Here is a 15,125-nt window from a genome sequence, read left to right on the forward strand (position 1 = left end):
AATATTGATTTTGTTACAGCCCTTATTACAAGTTAAGCGAAAATTGTCCCAACACTACCTAAGACAATCAGCAAGATACCGATGATAGTGAAGGTCAGCTCACGACCGGTTTTATGTTCATGCAGGATAAAGATTCCACCGATCGTAGCAATTATTACGTTCATCTGAGTCATCACAAATGCTACGGTTACCCCTAAGGCACGACCAGCAAAGATGTATGCTAATGCAGCAATACCCCAGGATAATCCACCAAGAATATTAAGATATTGTTTCTTTTGCTTAAAAGCATTTAAGTGTCCAGAAGCAATCGTATAAATAACCGAACCTAATAAGATTCCAAGCATTTCTGGAAGGAAAACCCCTAGCGGATCCTCACTGCTGACTACCGGCAGCTTTGGAAAGGCTGAGTAAACCCAGTAACCGATGGTCGTAACTAACAGGAAGAAGAAGTTCTGTACCGTAACCTTCTTGTCTGAACTGCCATCAGTAATTGATGTCATCAGCGCACCGATAATAACGACCAGCAGGGCAATAAAACCAATTGTTAATGCTCGTGCACCACGCCATTCGCCAAAAATGATTACACCAATTAAAGAATTACCTACTAATTGAAAAACAGTTGATAACGGAATGGTATTTGAAACGCCCATCCGTTTAAAAGAAACAAATTGTCCAATCTGCCCAATCGTCCATAATGCACCGCATACAATTGAGAACCAAAATGCTCCTGTACTTACACTAGGATGACCAATCAGGAAGGCAATAATACCAACAACTGAAGCACCTGCACCGATGCCAAACATCTGATTGATCGTTGAACCACCAATTTTTCCAGTAATTAGCGGCATGAATCCCCAACCAAGCGCTGGGATTAATGCAATCAAATAACTCATAATACAATTCTCTCCTATCAATCAATAACAAATATTACAAGTTAGTAATTTATCACAATGCAAACGTTTACGCAAGCGTTTACAGTAAGTTAACGATTGAACAAAGCCCATTAATTACTTTTAGATAGTGTCATGACGGGTCCTTAATTTTTTTGCTTTGGACTTGGTTTTACCGTTGTGTGTGGGGCGTGATCGCGGTCAGGGAAGAAAATAGTAAAGGTTGTCCCCTCACCATACTTACTCTCGACGGACACCTTCCCACCATGCAGCAGGACTAGCTGGTGAACAATTGCTAGACCCAAGCCCGACTCGCCATACTTGGTATTCATCCGTGAACGATCAGCCTTATAGTAGCGTTCCCAGATGTTAGTCAGCTGTTCCTTAGTCATTCCGATCCCATTGTCGCTAACCTTGAACTGGCTCCCATTAGTAACTGCGCGGCCTTGGATCCTAATCAGACCGTCCTTAGTAAACTGAATGGCGTTCTGGGTAATATTAAACATAATCTGGACAAAGCGGTCGTAATCAGCGTAAACCCGGAGTCCTGGCGTGATATCCAACGTGATTCGATCCCCCTGGGCCTGGGCTTTCTTATTGAGTTGCTCCTGGAGGTTAGCTAGAACCGCTGCTGCATCAAAGACCTTACGCTCCATCGAGATCTGATTGGTCCGGATCTTCTCATAATCCAAGTTATCGTTGACCAAGCGGATCAATCGCCGGGTCTCGTTCTGCATTAGGTGAATACTGTGCTGCTTATCCTCTTCAGGAATGACATCATATTCAAGGCCTTCCAGGATCCCGTTAATAGTCGTCAAGGGGGTCCGCATCTCGTGGGCGGCATCCGCCATAAACTGGCGCCGCCGCTCCTCCTGGTGCCGAATTTCCTGCTGCGATGCCGCAAGTGACTGGGTCATAATATTAAAACTCTGGGCCAGGTCAGTCACCTCGTCCTTACCAGCCGTTGCCACCTGGACATTGTAGTTACCCTGAGCAATCTCGTGGGTAGCCTTCTGAAGGCGTTGGATCCGTTGGGTAATCGATCGGGCCAAAAAGTAACTGACTGCCAGCGTCAACAGGGCTGCGATCACAAAGGCAACCAGCAAGTTAAGGACAATTTGGTGCATATTTTCCTTAATCGTCGAAATCAGTGTGGCAATGGATACCACTGTTACCAATTTTCCCTTATAAAAATACGGTTTGAGGACCTCAGTCATCTGAGGGGTTGTAGTATTCGCCACCTGGTGGTCAACCTTAGCCATCGTAACCTTGGTGCAGATAACCTGACCGTCCTTAAGCTTGCGCCACTGTTCCTTACTGATTGTCGGCGTAAAACCATTACTGGCATAAATCTGCTTGTGGGTTGTATCATACATCGCAAAATGGACGTGCTGACGAGTCAGCAGGTTGGCGTTGGTTTGCAGAGAGTTGGTCGCAAAGCCCTCAAAACTCCGGTTGGTCGGATCATAGCGGATCGAATCCTGAACTAGGCTGTCCGAGTAGCTTTTCAGTTGGTCCCAAGTATTGTGGTAGAGGGTGTTATTGGTAACCTGCATAAAGGACACACTCAAGATCACCAGCAGGATAATAATGATCGTAAAAAAGGTCAGCATCAGCCGATACATCAACTTCATTATTAACTATTCTCCCTCATCATCGAACTTATAACCAACACCCCAGACGGTTTTGATCACCTGGGGACCAATATCTTCAAGCTTCTGCCGTAGCTTTTTGATATGGGCATCGACCGTCCGCTCATCCCCGTAGTACTCATAATCCCAAACCAATTGGAGCAATTGAGACCGGGTGAAAACCTGACGGGGCTTGGCTGCCAGCGTCTTTAACAGGTCAAATTCCTTCGGTGTTAGATCGCTGACTGGCTGATCATAAAGGTATACTTCCCGGGTCTTAGTGTTCATTTTGAAATGGTCGGTCTGAATGTCGAAACCGCCAACGTCCGCATGTCCTTGCTGGTGCTGCTGACTTAGCTGGCTCCGCCGGTAAAGAGCTTTGATCCGAGCTACCAGGGTAATCGGGCTGAATGGCTTAGTCACGTAGTCATCAGCCCCAATTTCCAGTCCCAGAACCTGGTCGCTCTCGGTATCCCGGGCTGTCAGCATGATTAGGGGGACCGTCGGAGAAATCCGGCGAATATCTGCTGCCACCTGCATTCCATCCTTCTTCGGCAGGTTCAAATCTAGGAGAATGATATCCCAATTATCTGGCTCGTCGGCAAACTTCTCCTCACCAGCCACCCCGTCATAGGCAAACTCATACTGCCATTGATTCTTCTTGAAAAACATTGCCATCATTTCGCAAACAGAATGATTGTCTTCAATCATCAGGATGTTCATAAGTCACACTTCCTTCAAATTCTTCTTTACTCGTTTTCCCTAGTGTAACATTCATCCCTAGCCAGCGCCCGCGATTGGCCTAAGAAGTCATTATTAATTCATATTTAGCCATTCAACCGGTGTATGCTTCCCCATTAACTTAAAGTATTATCATTTTGTAAGTTAACCGGTTATAATGAAAGTGTTTACAAAGAAAGGAGACTGTTTATTATGAAATCTGCTGTTTTTGCTAAGGCGGGCCAAATGAAGCTAATCGACATCGATAAGCCAACCATCCAGGCTCCCGATGACGTTATCATCAAGGTTGTCCGGACCTGCGTCTGTGGTTCCGATCTTTGGTACTACAAGGGGATCAACCCAGTGGAGGCTAACGCTGAAAACTCCGGTCATGAGGCAATTGGGATTGTCGAAGAGGTCGGTGACGACATTACCACCGTTAAACCCGGTGACTTTGTCATCGCCCCATTCACGCACCGCTGTGGCCACTGTGCTGCCTGCCGGGCCGGCTTCGATGGTTCCTGCCAAAGTCACGATGACAATTTCAGCAATGGTGTCCAAGCAGAATACATCCGTTTCACTCATGGTCAATGGGCGCTAGTCAAGATTCCTGGTAAGCCTGCTGACTACAGTGAGGGGATGCTCAAGTCCCTGCTGACCCTTGCCGATGTCATGGCTACTGGTTACCATGCTGCCCGGGTGGCCAACGTCAGTGCTGGTGATACCGTGGTCGTCATGGGTGATGGGGCAGTTGGCCTCTGCGCCATCATCGCCGCCAAGATGCGTGGTGCCAAGCGGATTATTTCCACCAGCCGGCACGCTGATCGTCGGGCCCTTGCTAAGGAATTCGGGGCAACAGACAATGTTGCCGACCGTGGGGACGATGCCGTCAAGAAGATCATGGAACTGACCAACGGCACTGGTGCCGACGCTGTCCTTGAATGCGTCGGGACTGAACAATCAACCGACACCGCCATGAAGGTCGGTCGGCCGGGTGCTATTATCGGCCGGGTTGGTCTCCCGCACACCCCTAAACAAGACATGACTACCCCATTCTACAAGAACACGATTGTCGCTGGTGGGCCGGCTTCTGTCACTACCTACGACAAGGCTACCTTACTCAAGGCTGTCCTCGACGGTGAGATCAATCCTGGCAAGGTCTTTACCAAAAGCTTTAGCCTCGACGATATTGATGCCGCATACAAGGGCATGAGTGAGCGCCAAGTTATTAAGTCCTACGTGATCGTCAATGATTAGTATCCAAGCTTAGCCGGCGTGCTTTCACCAGCACCCGGTTTTTTCTATACGGTAGATTGTAATATGACCGCCTTATATCTCACTGGTATAGGGCGGCCTTTTTATATAATAATCAGTATTTTCGAGAAAATCAGTTTACAAAGAAGAAAGGTCATCGCGCGACAGAAAAACTGCCCAGCCCGAAAGCTAGACGGTTGGTCAAGCTACTAACCCACGCATAACCAGTTAAGAGGTTGAATATTAAATTAGGCTGATAGATTAGTAGATAGCATCCATCAGCGAGGTACAACCAAAAAATTTCGTAATAATCTCACGGTCTTTCATAAAGTTATGCGTGTATTGGTGGTTGCCCGTGCACTTTTTTGTTATAGTCATTAAATTTCAAACCGTGCATGACTTTAAAATAAAAACTGCCACTTTTCAGTGACAGCTGCGCCCGGCATATCAACGCTTTGATATTTAATAAAATTCGTTGATACCCCAATTATGGAGATGACGGGAGTCGAACCCGTGTCCAAGCATATCGCCATTTCGACCTCTACGTTCGTATCTCAACTATTTAAAATTCACTAATCAAAACGCCGTTGATCAGGGCAACCATGACTAGCTAGCTTGTTAGATCTCTTTTAACAACCTCAAACGGCAGTCATTAACGTAGTCCACTAGATATGAAACCCGTATCCGCATCATGGACGAACCCGGAACGGATTTACGCGCGCTACTTGTTAGGCAGCGTATGCGTAAGAGTTTGAATTATTGTTTGCAGTTATAATTTAAAACTGAGCGTTTTTACGAAGACGCAACCTTCGAAACGCAGTCAAAACTCGACCTATACCTGTCGAATCCAAAAAACATCCCCAGATATATTATAAGTTTACCATACTCCATCTCAAAACGCATCCAAGAAGCTCAAAAGGAGCAGTCCCGCAACGCAGAACCACTCCCCTTAAATCGCTATTTAATTTTAGTACCAGCCATTAGCCAGCCAGTGTTGTTGGGCGTTGGTCCATGAACCATAACGACTTGCGACGTATTGGTCAGCGACCCGTTCCTGGTTGGCAGCAGAGTAGTCACCATTCAGGTAGGAAGCAGACAATTGATACTTACCGATGTATTGGCCGTTACGAGCTCCATAGTTACCACCGGATTCCCGACCAGCAATCCAGGCCTTAGCAGCAGCATCACTGCCAGAAACACCAGAGTTGTAGCTTGTCGTACTCCCTTGACCTTGAGCCGTAGTGTTAGCCGTTGCCTGAGCCGGCTGACTTGCCGTATTGTTAGTGGTTTGAGTATTTTGTGTACTATGGTCACCCTTGATAATCAGCCGTTGACCAACGGTAATCTTATTGATATCGGCAATGTGATTATCTTGAGCGATACTGTTTACAAGGCTGTTGTCATTTGCAAACTTCTGAGAAATACTGGAAAGCGTGTCTCCACTCTTGACGGTGTAAACACTGTCGGCGTTTGCGACTGTTGTGGCAGCCGCTACACCAAATGCGACTGTTCCCAGAGTTGCAACTGTCTTTACAATATTTTTCTTAGAAATCATGAATAACCATCCTTTTAATTTTTTCATACCTTTTGACAGTGTCTATATTACACATTTTATGTTACCAAACCATGACAACGGCATTTCTATTTCAAACCGAATCATTACAGAATGTAATATAAAACCGGCAACAAGTGTTTATTAATCACCTCTTGCCGGTTTTAATGTTAACGAATTATCAATTTAGCTGGTCAGCGAAATAACGCTCACAGTAGGTAGCTACCCCGTCTTCATCATTAGAATCAGTCAGAGCGGTAGCCGCCGCCTTGACCTCAGGTAGACCGTTAGCCATCACGATCCCCTGGGTGGCGGCTTTGATCATTCCCAAGTCATTATCAGCGTCACCAAAGGCCATCAGGTTATTGAAGTTATCCCCGAAGTGGTCGAGAAGCGCCTTCAAGCCGACGTGCTTATCAACCCGCTGAGGGAGGAACTCCATAATCATCGGCTGAGACTGAACCGCATGATAGTGCTCCTTCAGCGTCGCCGGCAGATTAGCGATAATCGGACGTAGCTGCTCAGCTGGGATCGCCATCACCGCTTTACTAAAGGTGGTGTCCGGTAGGTCAGCCAGCCTGGTATTTTTAAATTCAATATGCTTGAGAACCGTCCGGTAAATGGATGTCGGCTGGTCGCTGAGCTCGTAGACCCGTGCAAAGTCCAGCACGTCCAGCGGAAGTTTTTCCCGGCGGACAAAGTCAAACAGCGGCTGAAGATCCTGCTTACCCATCCCAAGCTCAAACAAGTGCTCCTTAGTAACATTATTAATCACCAGCCCACCGTTGAAGGTAATGGTGAAATCATCCGGTCGAGTCAGGCCAAGTTGCTCAATGTACGGCCAGATAGCGTTAATCGGCCGCCCCGTACAAAGAACCACATGGATTCCTTGGTCGTGGAGACGCCGCAGGACTGACTCATTACGGTCAGAAATCTCCTTATCACTATTCAACAAAGTATTATCAAGATCTAGTGCGATCATCTTAATCATTCTGCTCTTCCCCTTCTTGCTTACTATTGTTTTCCGGTTGGATGACTTGATGGTTAAATTCGTCCCAGAGCTGGAGGAGCAACCGACCGCGCTCCTCGCCAAAAACGGCAACCCACTTGGCAAAGCGTTCACTGATCCGCTGCTTGATCTTAACAGCCACAGTCTGTCCCGCTGGCGTCGCTACTAGGGAAACCTTGCGCCGGTCGGCCTGGTCGGGCTCCTGTTTAATATAGTTGTTCTTAATCAGTACCCGTAGCTGCCGCGAAACCGCACTACGGGTCACCTGGCGCTTCGCGGCAATATCCATCAGCTTGATTCCCGGCGACTTAACCACTTCTTGAAGAACTAGGTACTGTTCAAAGGACAAGGAGTATCGTGCAGCCGGCTGTGAGACAAAGTGTTCTAAGCCCTTCAATGATGACATATAGATGTCAATCGCTTGATTTAATAACTCATCTGTTGACATACTAATTTTCCTTCTGGTTATCGAGGATCGACTTAGCAATCAGGCGAGCATAACTGTTGTTTCCACGCTCACCCATGTGGACGGAATCGCTGGCAAACCACTCGCTATGCTTAGCACTCACCGCATACCAGTCCACCAGGTGAACATTATCATGTTTCTTGGCAGTCGCAGCGATCTCGCTGTTGACAACCTGCTGCCACGGCTTAGTTGGCACATGAGCAGTCAGCCAGTAGACCTGACGATTTGGACCGATCTCGTTCAGAATTTCATCAATCGTCCGCTGGCTCATCGCCCCATTGGTCCCTAAATTCAACACTACAATATTGTTGAGATGCCCTTGGGCTTTGAGCTGCCTGATTACCGCTGGAGTAGCCGAACCCTGGCGGCCAACCTGAGCATCAACGTAAGCCTGAGGCATCAGCTTCTGGATACTCCCGGCGGCATCAGCCATAACCGAGTCTCCGATCGCCGTAATCTTGAGCTTCTGTGCTTGTTTGACCTCAGCCGGTGTCAGCGCATACTGCTTGGCATTGGCATCCGCATCATCAGTCGTTGCCTTTTTGCCGGCCGCAATCTCTTTATTGTGCTCAGCAGCCTGCTGCTGGTTCTGCTCAATCCGTTGCTGAACGGCCGTCTTCTTGGGGGTACGGTTCGGTTGGCACAGGCCCACGATCGCTATGATGACCATCAACGTGCTGAAAGCCAGCTTGCCCACCGTCGTCCAGCGCCAACTACGGTAGTTTGCCAAACCGGCTGCTAGTTTTGACCAGTCAGTATGGGCTAGGGGCCGCTCCAGGAGCCGGTATGAGGCTTCACTGATTATCCCGATGATGGCCAGTTCAATAATTGCGTTCAGAACCGGGTGCAAGCCTACCTTGACGAGCCGTTCATAAAAGACCATAACTGGGTATTGATAAACATAAATCCCGTAGGATCGCTGCCCCACCCAATGGAAAACGGGGTTAGAGAACCAGGTATTCATCCGCGAGCCGGGGTGAAAGATGGTTGCCATCAGTATCATCCCCACAACGCTATACAGAAACATTCCCCCGTGATAAGTAAAACCAGCCTGCCCGTTGAGGGTGAAGAAACCGATGATTGTGATCACAGTTGCAATGATTCCCACCACATTCAACGACTGACGCAGGTACCCAGCCGGATGTAGATTCAGGCGGTTTAGCGGCCAGGCCAGCCCCAACCAGGACCCCAGCAGCAGGGAAAATGCCCGGGTATCAGTCCCGTAGTAGACCCGATTGATGTTAGCCGGGTCATAAAGGACCGCCATCTCGATTGCTGACAAAATAGCAAGGATAAGGATAATCCGCCGCACAATTACTTTACGGTGCACCAGCTTATAAAGTCCCCAGATAATCAGCGGCCACAAAAGATAGAACTGGGCCTCAACACCAAGGGTCCACAAGTGGGTAAATGGCGATACCCCACCAAACTGGTCAAAGTAGGACTGACCATGACCAATCTCCCACCAGTTATAGACCCACAAGAGATTAGTCAAGATCGTCATCCTAATGTTGTGCAGCAGCTCCCGGGCAAACAAGGTGATGTAGGCTGTCGTCAAAACCAGCATCGCAATCAAAACTGGATACAGCCTCTTGAACCGCTTATGGTAGAAATGACCAATCGAAATCCGCTGTTCGGCCGCCAACTGCCGGCTAAACTGGTATGTCACAAAGTATCCGGAAATCAGAAGAAAGAGCGGCACACCCAGGTAGCCCCCTTGCAGAACATTAGGCAGAAGGTGATAGATGATTACCCCCAACACCGCTAACGTCCGTAAACCGTCAATTCCGGTTATATACTGCTTTGGCCCAATTGTCTTCATTTTAGTTATTTTCCTCCAGCACCGGCCCCGGTAAACAATTCAAAAACAAAGACGGTAACCTTAAGCTACCGTTTAACTATCCAATATGATTTTCTTTTAAAATATCACTGACGACCTGATTCATCTCTGGTGTTCGTTTCCATTCCTCCCAGTGATCCATGGACTCGTCCTGCATCTTGTAATGGGTATTGATAAAATCCTCATACCGGATGACATTACGTGAATGGGGAATGTTTAATTGAAGGATCCGAACCTCCTTAATGAAGCCACGCTCCGCCGCCAACTCAGCCCGGCCATTGTGAACCATGTTGCCGATCTCGAAGTACTTGCTCCCGTCGTTACGAGTAATCTCCTCAATTAACGTCAATACTTGATGTTGTTTTTCCACGTGTATTGCTCCCCTTTCAGCATAATAATATTATAACGGCTTTAAACAAAAAAATCACCGTCTGGACGACGATGATTGGCATAAGAGAGAAAGAGAATTGATTAGAAGGTAAATACTTAATACCTTGCGACTATTATGATAGCGGTTTCAATTAAGAATGTCAATGATATTAGCAAACTTTTTTACTTTTTATTCAGAACCGTCAAAAACAGGCGCTCCACCTAGGAAGCGCCTGTTTTAGTAAAATTATTGAACTGTTACGGACTTAGCCAAGTTCCGTGGCTTGTCCACGTCGAGACCCTTGCCTAGACTAGTGTAGTAAGCCAGCAGTTGAGCAGGAACTACACTTAGCAGTGGCGTCAGACATTCATCAACATCAGGCAGGATAATTGTGTCATCCTCCTGTGCCAGATGCCGGGAAACAATCGTGATCGTATTGGCACCCCGGGCCTTAGTCTCATCCAAGTTACTCCGGGTCAGACCAGCCGTCCGATCTTGAGTAATAATCCCTAGCACTGGGGTTCCCTTCTCGATCAAGGCAATCGTTCCGTGCTTGAGCTCACCAGATGCAAAACCTTCAGCCTGAACGTAAGAAATTTCCTTAAGCTTCAGGGCTGCCTCTAAGGATACCGTCCAGTCAAGTCCTCGCCCAATGTAGAAGGCATTACGTGGCTTGGATAGGTAGCGGGCCGCAACCTCCTCAATCTTCTTCTTGCTGTCGGTAATTGACTGCATCCCGTTAGCCACCAAACCAAGCTGATGTTTAACATCAAACTGTTTAGCCGCGTCCTTGCCCAGATATTCACCCAAAGACTTAGCTAGAATAGCTTCAACCGCAATCTGGGCCGTGTAAGCCTTGGTAGAGGCAACGGCAATTTCTGGGCCCGCATAGAGCAACTCCGTAAAGGTAGCCTCCCGGGACAGGGTTGACTTGTCAACGTTGGTAATGGTCAGGCTTGGCCACTTGTGAGCGTTAACATTGACCAGGACCTGCCGACTGTCGGCTGTCTCCCCACTCTGGCTCAGGAAGATAAAGAATGGCTTCTTAGAGAGCAATGGCTGATCATAGGCAAATTCGGACGAAATGTGTACGGAGGTTGGAATTCCGCACAGACGCTCAAAGATCCGGGCACCAACCAGTCCAGCGTGATAGCTTGTCCCAGCGCCAACGATGTAGATGTGATCGGCTTCAGCCATGGACTTAATCAGCGCAGGATCGATCTGTGGATCATTCTTGTCGCCAAAGTATTCCTGGACCAGCTTCCGCATTACGGCTGGCTGCTCATCAATCTCCTTAAGCATGTAGAACGGGTAGGCCCCTTTGTCGGCCGCACTGGCGTCCATGTCAACTGTGAAGCTATCGCGATGCTTCTCGTTGCCATCAAAGTCCTTGATCTGGACATGGTCCGGCTTAACGATGACCAGCTCATGGTCGGCAATTTCCATGAACTTGTTGGTTTCCTTAATCATGGACATAGCATCGGAACCAACCATATTGTAACCGTCGCCCAGCCCAACCAGCAGCGGACTCTTATTCTTGGCAACATAGAGTGTCTCAGGGTCCTCGCGATCAATCATCACAAATGCATAGGAAGAGTCCGGACTGATCAGGCGCAAGACCTTGAGCAAAGCTGCTTGGGTGTCCATATGATCCTCAACGACAAACTTATCAACTAATTGAACAATAACCTCAGTATCGGTCTGACTAGTGAAATGAACATTAGAGAGATATTCCTTCTTCAGTTGAGCGTAGTTTTCAATGACCCCATTGTGAACGAGGTAGAAGCGATTATCCTGAGAATATTGCGGGTGCGCATTGGCCTCACTTGGTTCACCATGAGTGGCCCAACGAGTGTGACCGATTCCAGAAAGGCCATGCACGTCTTCCGTCAAAGCGGCTTCCAGGTTGCTGATCCGTCCCGGCCGCTTAACCAGGTAGTCATGACCAGCATTGTCGTTGACATAGACTCCCGCCGAGTCGTAACCACGGTATTCAAGTTTCTTCAAACCATCAATTAAAATCGACAGGGTATTATCAGTCCCTGTAACTCCAACAATTCCACACATAATTATTTCCATCCTTTAAATATCTTAAAATTGGTATAGATCAATAAGCAAGGTAATTGATCTACGACAACTGTTAAGTATAGTACAAGTTTTGGAAACGATTGTCAATTAATCACTACTGATTGGTCTAGTTCGTATAACCAATCAAAATAGCCGGTGCAGAGAAGAACTCCCGTCACCGGCTAAAATTACTTATTTGACTTCTAATTCAGCACGGGCTACGTCACCAATCTTTTCAACGTACCGGTGAACCAGGTCTTTGGTTGGAGCCTCGGCCATAATCCGCAACAATGGTTCTGTTCCACTTGGCCGAACAAGGACCCGACCATCACCATGCATCTCTTCTTCAACCACGGCGATAATGTCCTTGAGCTTTTGATTCTCCATGGCAGCTGCCTTATCGGCCACCTTAATATTCAGTAACTCTTGTGGATAGGTCGTTACGTCACTGGCCAATTCCTTCAAGCTTTCCCCGGTCTCCTTAACTACGGAAAGAAGTTGTAATGCGGTCAGCATCCCGTCACCAGTCGTATTGTGATCCAAGAAAATGATGTGACCGGATTGTTCACCACCAAGATTGTAACCATTTTTTAGCATCTCCTCGACGACGTAACGGTCACCAACCTTGGTCTTGACACTCTTCATCCCATGAGCTTCCAGGGCTTTGTACATTCCAAGATTACTCATGACGGTCGTAACCACGGTATCTTTTTTCAGCATCCCCTTGCTATCCATGTACTTCCCACAGATGTACATGATTTTGTCACCGTCAACGATGTTCCCCTCGTTGTCAACCGCAATGCAGCGATCACCGTCACCATCAAAGGCCACCCCTAAGTCAGCCCCGTTGTCAACGACAGCCTTCTGCAGGCCCGCCGGATGGGTAGAACCACAGTTAAGGTTGGTATTAAGGCCATCCGGTTGGTCATTGATCGGTACAAAGTCCACGTTCATATCTGCAAATAAGTTGGAGACAAAGCCGCTCGTCGCCCCATTGGCCGCATCGACGACCACTTTCAGGCCGGAGAGATCGGTTGAAACCGTCTGTTCCAAGAAGGAGGTATACTTCAAGGCACCCTCATGGTAGTCGGCAACTGTCCCCAGTCCTTTGTCGGACGGACGTGGCAGGGTATCCTCATCGGCGTCCAGCAACTGTTCAATCTCGTACTCTAGGTCGTCCGAGAGCTTGAAGCCATTGCCCCCGAAGTACTTGATCCCGTTGTACTTGATTGGGTTATGGCTGGCCGTAATCATAACCCCAGCATCAGCTTCCTGGGCTCGTACCAGATAAGCAACTCCTGGCGTGGTGACCACACCGAGGCGTAGAACCTCAATACCAACCGAAAGCAAGCCAGCAATCAAGGCGTTCTCCAACATCTGTCCAGAAATTCTGGTATCCCGAGCCACCAGGACCTGAGGCTGTTCCCGGTCCGAATGCCGCGTCAGGACGTAACCACCAGCCCGTCCAACCCGGAAGGCCAGTTCTGGACTCAAATCTTCGTTTGCAACTCCCCGAACACCATCGGTACCAAAATACTTTAGTTTCATCATGTACTCCTTATTAATTAAGACTGGCTGCTACTTGTAGCAGTCGTTTCCGAATTACTAGTTGTGTTATTACTTATGCTACTACTTGACGACTCGGTTTGCACCCTTTTCTTGGCCGATGAATCACTCGCCGATGTACTGCTGTCAGAACTCGACTGACTGCTACTGGAACCGCTGTTCTTTGAACTGATCGGCACCGTGACCGTCGTTGTGGCTGGCCAGATCACTACGTTAAGCGTCTGACCATTGTGGTCGAGGGCCTGCAGGGTTACCTGCCGCTGCAAGTTACCCTTGGCATCCCGGGGAACCACCACATAGGCAACCACCCGGTTAACCCGTCGAACCTCGTTCTGGGCCCCAGTAACCTGAACACTGTCGACATCCGCATGCGGGTGACCAGCCTGGTAGTCATCAGCCAGGTTACGGGCGTTCAGCCGGACACTAACCTTGACGTTGACTGTCCGTCGTGGCTGAATCTGAACCGTAATATTCTTCGGTTCAACATTTGCCCGGAGTTCCGCATTTAGGCCACTGGTCTTGATCGGTACCCGGTGCTTACCCGCCCCCAGGCTACTCAGGTCAGCATATACTTTAAAATTCTGGGTATTACTGGTCGTGGTAACCAGGGCAGATGGCCCACTCAGGCGTACCTTAACGTATTGCGGATAGCCAGAAACCACGTATTTGGAGTTATCGACCGTGATATCCAGCGGCATCTTAAGGGTAACCGACTTGTTGGACATTAAGACACTGTTCTCGTTATTGTTACGCGTGTTTTGACGGAGAAAACCATTCTTACTTCCATTAACGTAGGCAAATAGGAGGATCGCCAGTACTAGTGATGCCAGGCGCATCACCCATTTATGGTTAAAAAAGCCTTTATTTCTGTCCATGTTGGCCACCTCCTTGCCGCTCAAAGAGTGAGTAGAGTCGTGTCAACAAGTTATCGTGTGCCGGCTCATGCGTACACAGTTGCGAACGCATGAACTTTAGGTAATCGTTCTGTGACATATTACGGATCAGTTCGTTATCCTTAGTGATCGAAACCTCTCCGGTCTCCTCGGAGATCACAATAGTTAGCGCATCGGTGACCTCACTGATTCCAACCGCAGCCCGGTGCCGGGTCCCTAGTTCCTTTGGAATCAGCTTACTGTCCGAAAGGGGCAGGTAGGCTGCCGCAACCGCGATTCGGTTGTTCTTGATAATTACCGCACCATCGTGAAGGGGCGTATTGGGAATAAATGTGTTGATCAAGAGTGCCCCGGAAATATCCGCATCGAGTGGGATCCCCGTCTCGATGTATTCCTCCAGTCCTGTCTTCATCTGAATACTGATCAATGCCCCAATTCGACGCTTCGACATATATTGAATCGCCTGATCGAGCTGTTTGATCATCTCTTCTTCGGTCTCGTTGGTGGACTGGTTATGATTGAGGAAACTACCCCGTCCCAGATGTTCCAGGCCCCGCCGAATCTCCGGCTGGAAGATAATCACGATGGCGATCACGCCCCAGTTCAGGATTTGATCCATTACCCAGGAAACCGTACTCAACCCGGCATACCAACTGATGACCTTTACCAAAATAATGATCATAATCCCCCGGAAGAGCTGTACTGCCCGAGTTCCACGAATTAGGACCAGGAGTTCATAGATCAGGAACCAAATTACTAAGATGTCAATCAGGTGAATCAAGTTTTGCCATGTCAAGAGCGAACTTATAAACTGCATCGCATTCACCATCCTCTAAATTCACGTTCATATTATATCATTTTTTAGTA

At 48.1% G+C, this 15,125-nt stretch carries 13 protein-coding genes and 1 other RNA gene; 1 reads left to right on the top strand and 13 read right to left on the bottom strand.

The features are described from left to right. Positions 1-32 precede the first annotated feature (32 nt). The 3 genes from CK797_RS03210 to CK797_RS03220 form a co-directional block, all read right to left on the bottom strand. Complete coding sequence (locus tag CK797_RS03210; RefSeq protein WP_104688369.1) at positions 33-893, bottom strand: GRP family sugar transporter; 861 nt, start codon at positions 891-893, stop codon at positions 33-35. A 143-nt stretch (positions 894-1,036) separates the two neighbouring features. After that, positions 1,037-2,524, bottom strand: a complete 1,488-nt coding sequence (locus tag CK797_RS03215) for a sensor histidine kinase (protein WP_104688370.1) — start codon at positions 2,522-2,524, stop codon at positions 1,037-1,039. Between the two features lie 6 nt (positions 2,525-2,530). Beyond that, positions 2,531-3,244: a response regulator transcription factor gene (locus CK797_RS03220; protein WP_104688371.1), complete on the bottom strand. Its 714-nt coding sequence runs from the start codon at positions 3,242-3,244 to the stop codon at positions 2,531-2,533. A gap of 210 nt (positions 3,245-3,454) precedes the next feature. Here CK797_RS03220 and CK797_RS03225 point away from each other — a divergent pair, with 210 nt between their 5' ends. Beyond that, entirely contained in the window at positions 3,455-4,498 is a 1,044-nt protein-coding gene (locus tag CK797_RS03225) for a zinc-binding dehydrogenase (protein ID WP_104688372.1), read from the top strand. Positions 4,499-4,982: 484 nt separating this feature from the next. Here the strand turns inward: CK797_RS03225 and ssrA are convergent. The 10 genes from ssrA to cdaA all read right to left on the bottom strand — a co-directional run bounded on the left by ssrA (position 4,983) and on the right by cdaA (position 15,075). Continuing rightward, positions 4,983-5,357: a transfer-messenger RNA gene (gene ssrA, locus CK797_RS03230) on the bottom strand. Between the two features lie 105 nt (positions 5,358-5,462). Then, positions 5,463-6,050, bottom strand: coding sequence for a LysM peptidoglycan-binding domain-containing protein (locus CK797_RS03235; RefSeq protein WP_104688373.1), 588 nt, complete (start codon positions 6,048-6,050; stop codon positions 5,463-5,465). A gap of 178 nt (positions 6,051-6,228) precedes the next feature. Then, positions 6,229-7,038, bottom strand: a complete 810-nt coding sequence (locus CK797_RS03240; protein ID WP_104688374.1) for a Cof-type HAD-IIB family hydrolase — start codon at positions 7,036-7,038, stop codon at positions 6,229-6,231. Beyond that, on the bottom strand, positions 7,031-7,504 hold the full coding sequence (locus CK797_RS03245) for a MarR family winged helix-turn-helix transcriptional regulator (protein WP_104688375.1): 474 nt from the start codon (positions 7,502-7,504) through the stop codon (positions 7,031-7,033). The genes CK797_RS03240 and CK797_RS03245 overlap by 8 nt, the downstream gene beginning before the upstream one ends. A 1-nt stretch (position 7,505) precedes the next feature. Continuing rightward, a complete protein-coding gene (locus CK797_RS03250) occupies positions 7,506-9,344 on the bottom strand; it encodes an acyltransferase family protein (RefSeq protein WP_104688376.1) in 1,839 nt (612 codons plus the stop codon). 76 nt (positions 9,345-9,420) lie between these two features. After that, positions 9,421-9,732, bottom strand: a complete 312-nt coding sequence (locus tag CK797_RS03255) for a hypothetical protein (RefSeq protein ID WP_104688377.1) — start codon at positions 9,730-9,732, stop codon at positions 9,421-9,423. Positions 9,733-9,978: 246 nt separating this feature from the next. Next, positions 9,979-11,799 carry a glutamine--fructose-6-phosphate transaminase (isomerizing) gene (gene glmS / locus CK797_RS03260; RefSeq protein WP_104688378.1) on the bottom strand — a complete coding sequence of 607 codons (1,821 nt, stop codon included), beginning with the start codon at positions 11,797-11,799 and terminating at the stop codon, positions 9,979-9,981. A 192-nt stretch (positions 11,800-11,991) separates the two neighbouring features. Then, positions 11,992-13,347: a phosphoglucosamine mutase gene (gene glmM / locus CK797_RS03265; protein WP_104688379.1), complete on the bottom strand. Its 1,356-nt coding sequence runs from the start codon at positions 13,345-13,347 to the stop codon at positions 11,992-11,994. 17 nt (positions 13,348-13,364) lie between these two features. Continuing rightward, positions 13,365-14,240 carry a YbbR-like domain-containing protein gene (locus CK797_RS03270; protein ID WP_104688380.1) on the bottom strand — a complete coding sequence of 292 codons (876 nt, stop codon included), beginning with the start codon at positions 14,238-14,240 and terminating at the stop codon, positions 13,365-13,367. Continuing rightward, positions 14,227-15,075 carry a diadenylate cyclase CdaA gene (cdaA, locus tag CK797_RS03275; protein WP_104688381.1) on the bottom strand — a complete coding sequence of 283 codons (849 nt, stop codon included), beginning with the start codon at positions 15,073-15,075 and terminating at the stop codon, positions 14,227-14,229. The genes CK797_RS03270 and cdaA overlap by 14 nt, the downstream gene beginning before the upstream one ends. Positions 15,076-15,125: the final 50 nt, after the last annotated feature.

Origin of the sequence: Limosilactobacillus pontis (genome assembly GCF_002940945.1) — a bacterium.
Taxonomy (GTDB): domain Bacteria; phylum Bacillota; class Bacilli; order Lactobacillales; family Lactobacillaceae; genus Limosilactobacillus; species Limosilactobacillus pontis_A.

Coding starts and splice junctions, on each gene's coding strand:
- CK797_RS03210 (WP_104688369.1), bottom strand. CDS start 893: ATGAGTTATTTGATTGCATTAATCCCAGCGCTTGGTTGGGGATTCATG.
- CK797_RS03215 (WP_104688370.1), bottom strand. CDS start 2,524: ATGAAGTTGATGTATCGGCTGATGCTGACCTTTTTTACGATCATTATT.
- CK797_RS03220 (WP_104688371.1), bottom strand. CDS start 3,244: ATGAACATCCTGATGATTGAAGACAATCATTCTGTTTGCGAAATGATG.
- CK797_RS03225 (WP_104688372.1), top strand. CDS start 3,455: ATGAAATCTGCTGTTTTTGCTAAGGCGGGCCAAATGAAGCTAATCGAC.
- CK797_RS03235 (WP_104688373.1), bottom strand. CDS start 6,050: ATGATTTCTAAGAAAAATATTGTAAAGACAGTTGCAACTCTGGGAACA.
- CK797_RS03240 (WP_104688374.1), bottom strand. CDS start 7,038: ATGATTAAGATGATCGCACTAGATCTTGATAATACTTTGTTGAATAGT.
- CK797_RS03245 (WP_104688375.1), bottom strand. CDS start 7,504: ATGTCAACAGATGAGTTATTAAATCAAGCGATTGACATCTATATGTCA.
- CK797_RS03250 (WP_104688376.1), bottom strand. CDS start 9,344: ATGAAGACAATTGGGCCAAAGCAGTATATAACCGGAATTGACGGTTTA.
- glmS (WP_104688378.1), bottom strand. CDS start 11,799: ATGTGTGGAATTGTTGGAGTTACAGGGACTGATAATACCCTGTCGATT.
- glmM (WP_104688379.1), bottom strand. CDS start 13,347: ATGAAACTAAAGTATTTTGGTACCGATGGTGTTCGGGGAGTTGCAAAC.
- CK797_RS03270 (WP_104688380.1), bottom strand. CDS start 14,240: ATGGACAGAAATAAAGGCTTTTTTAACCATAAATGGGTGATGCGCCTG.
- cdaA (WP_104688381.1), bottom strand. CDS start 15,075: ATGCAGTTTATAAGTTCGCTCTTGACATGGCAAAACTTGATTCACCTG.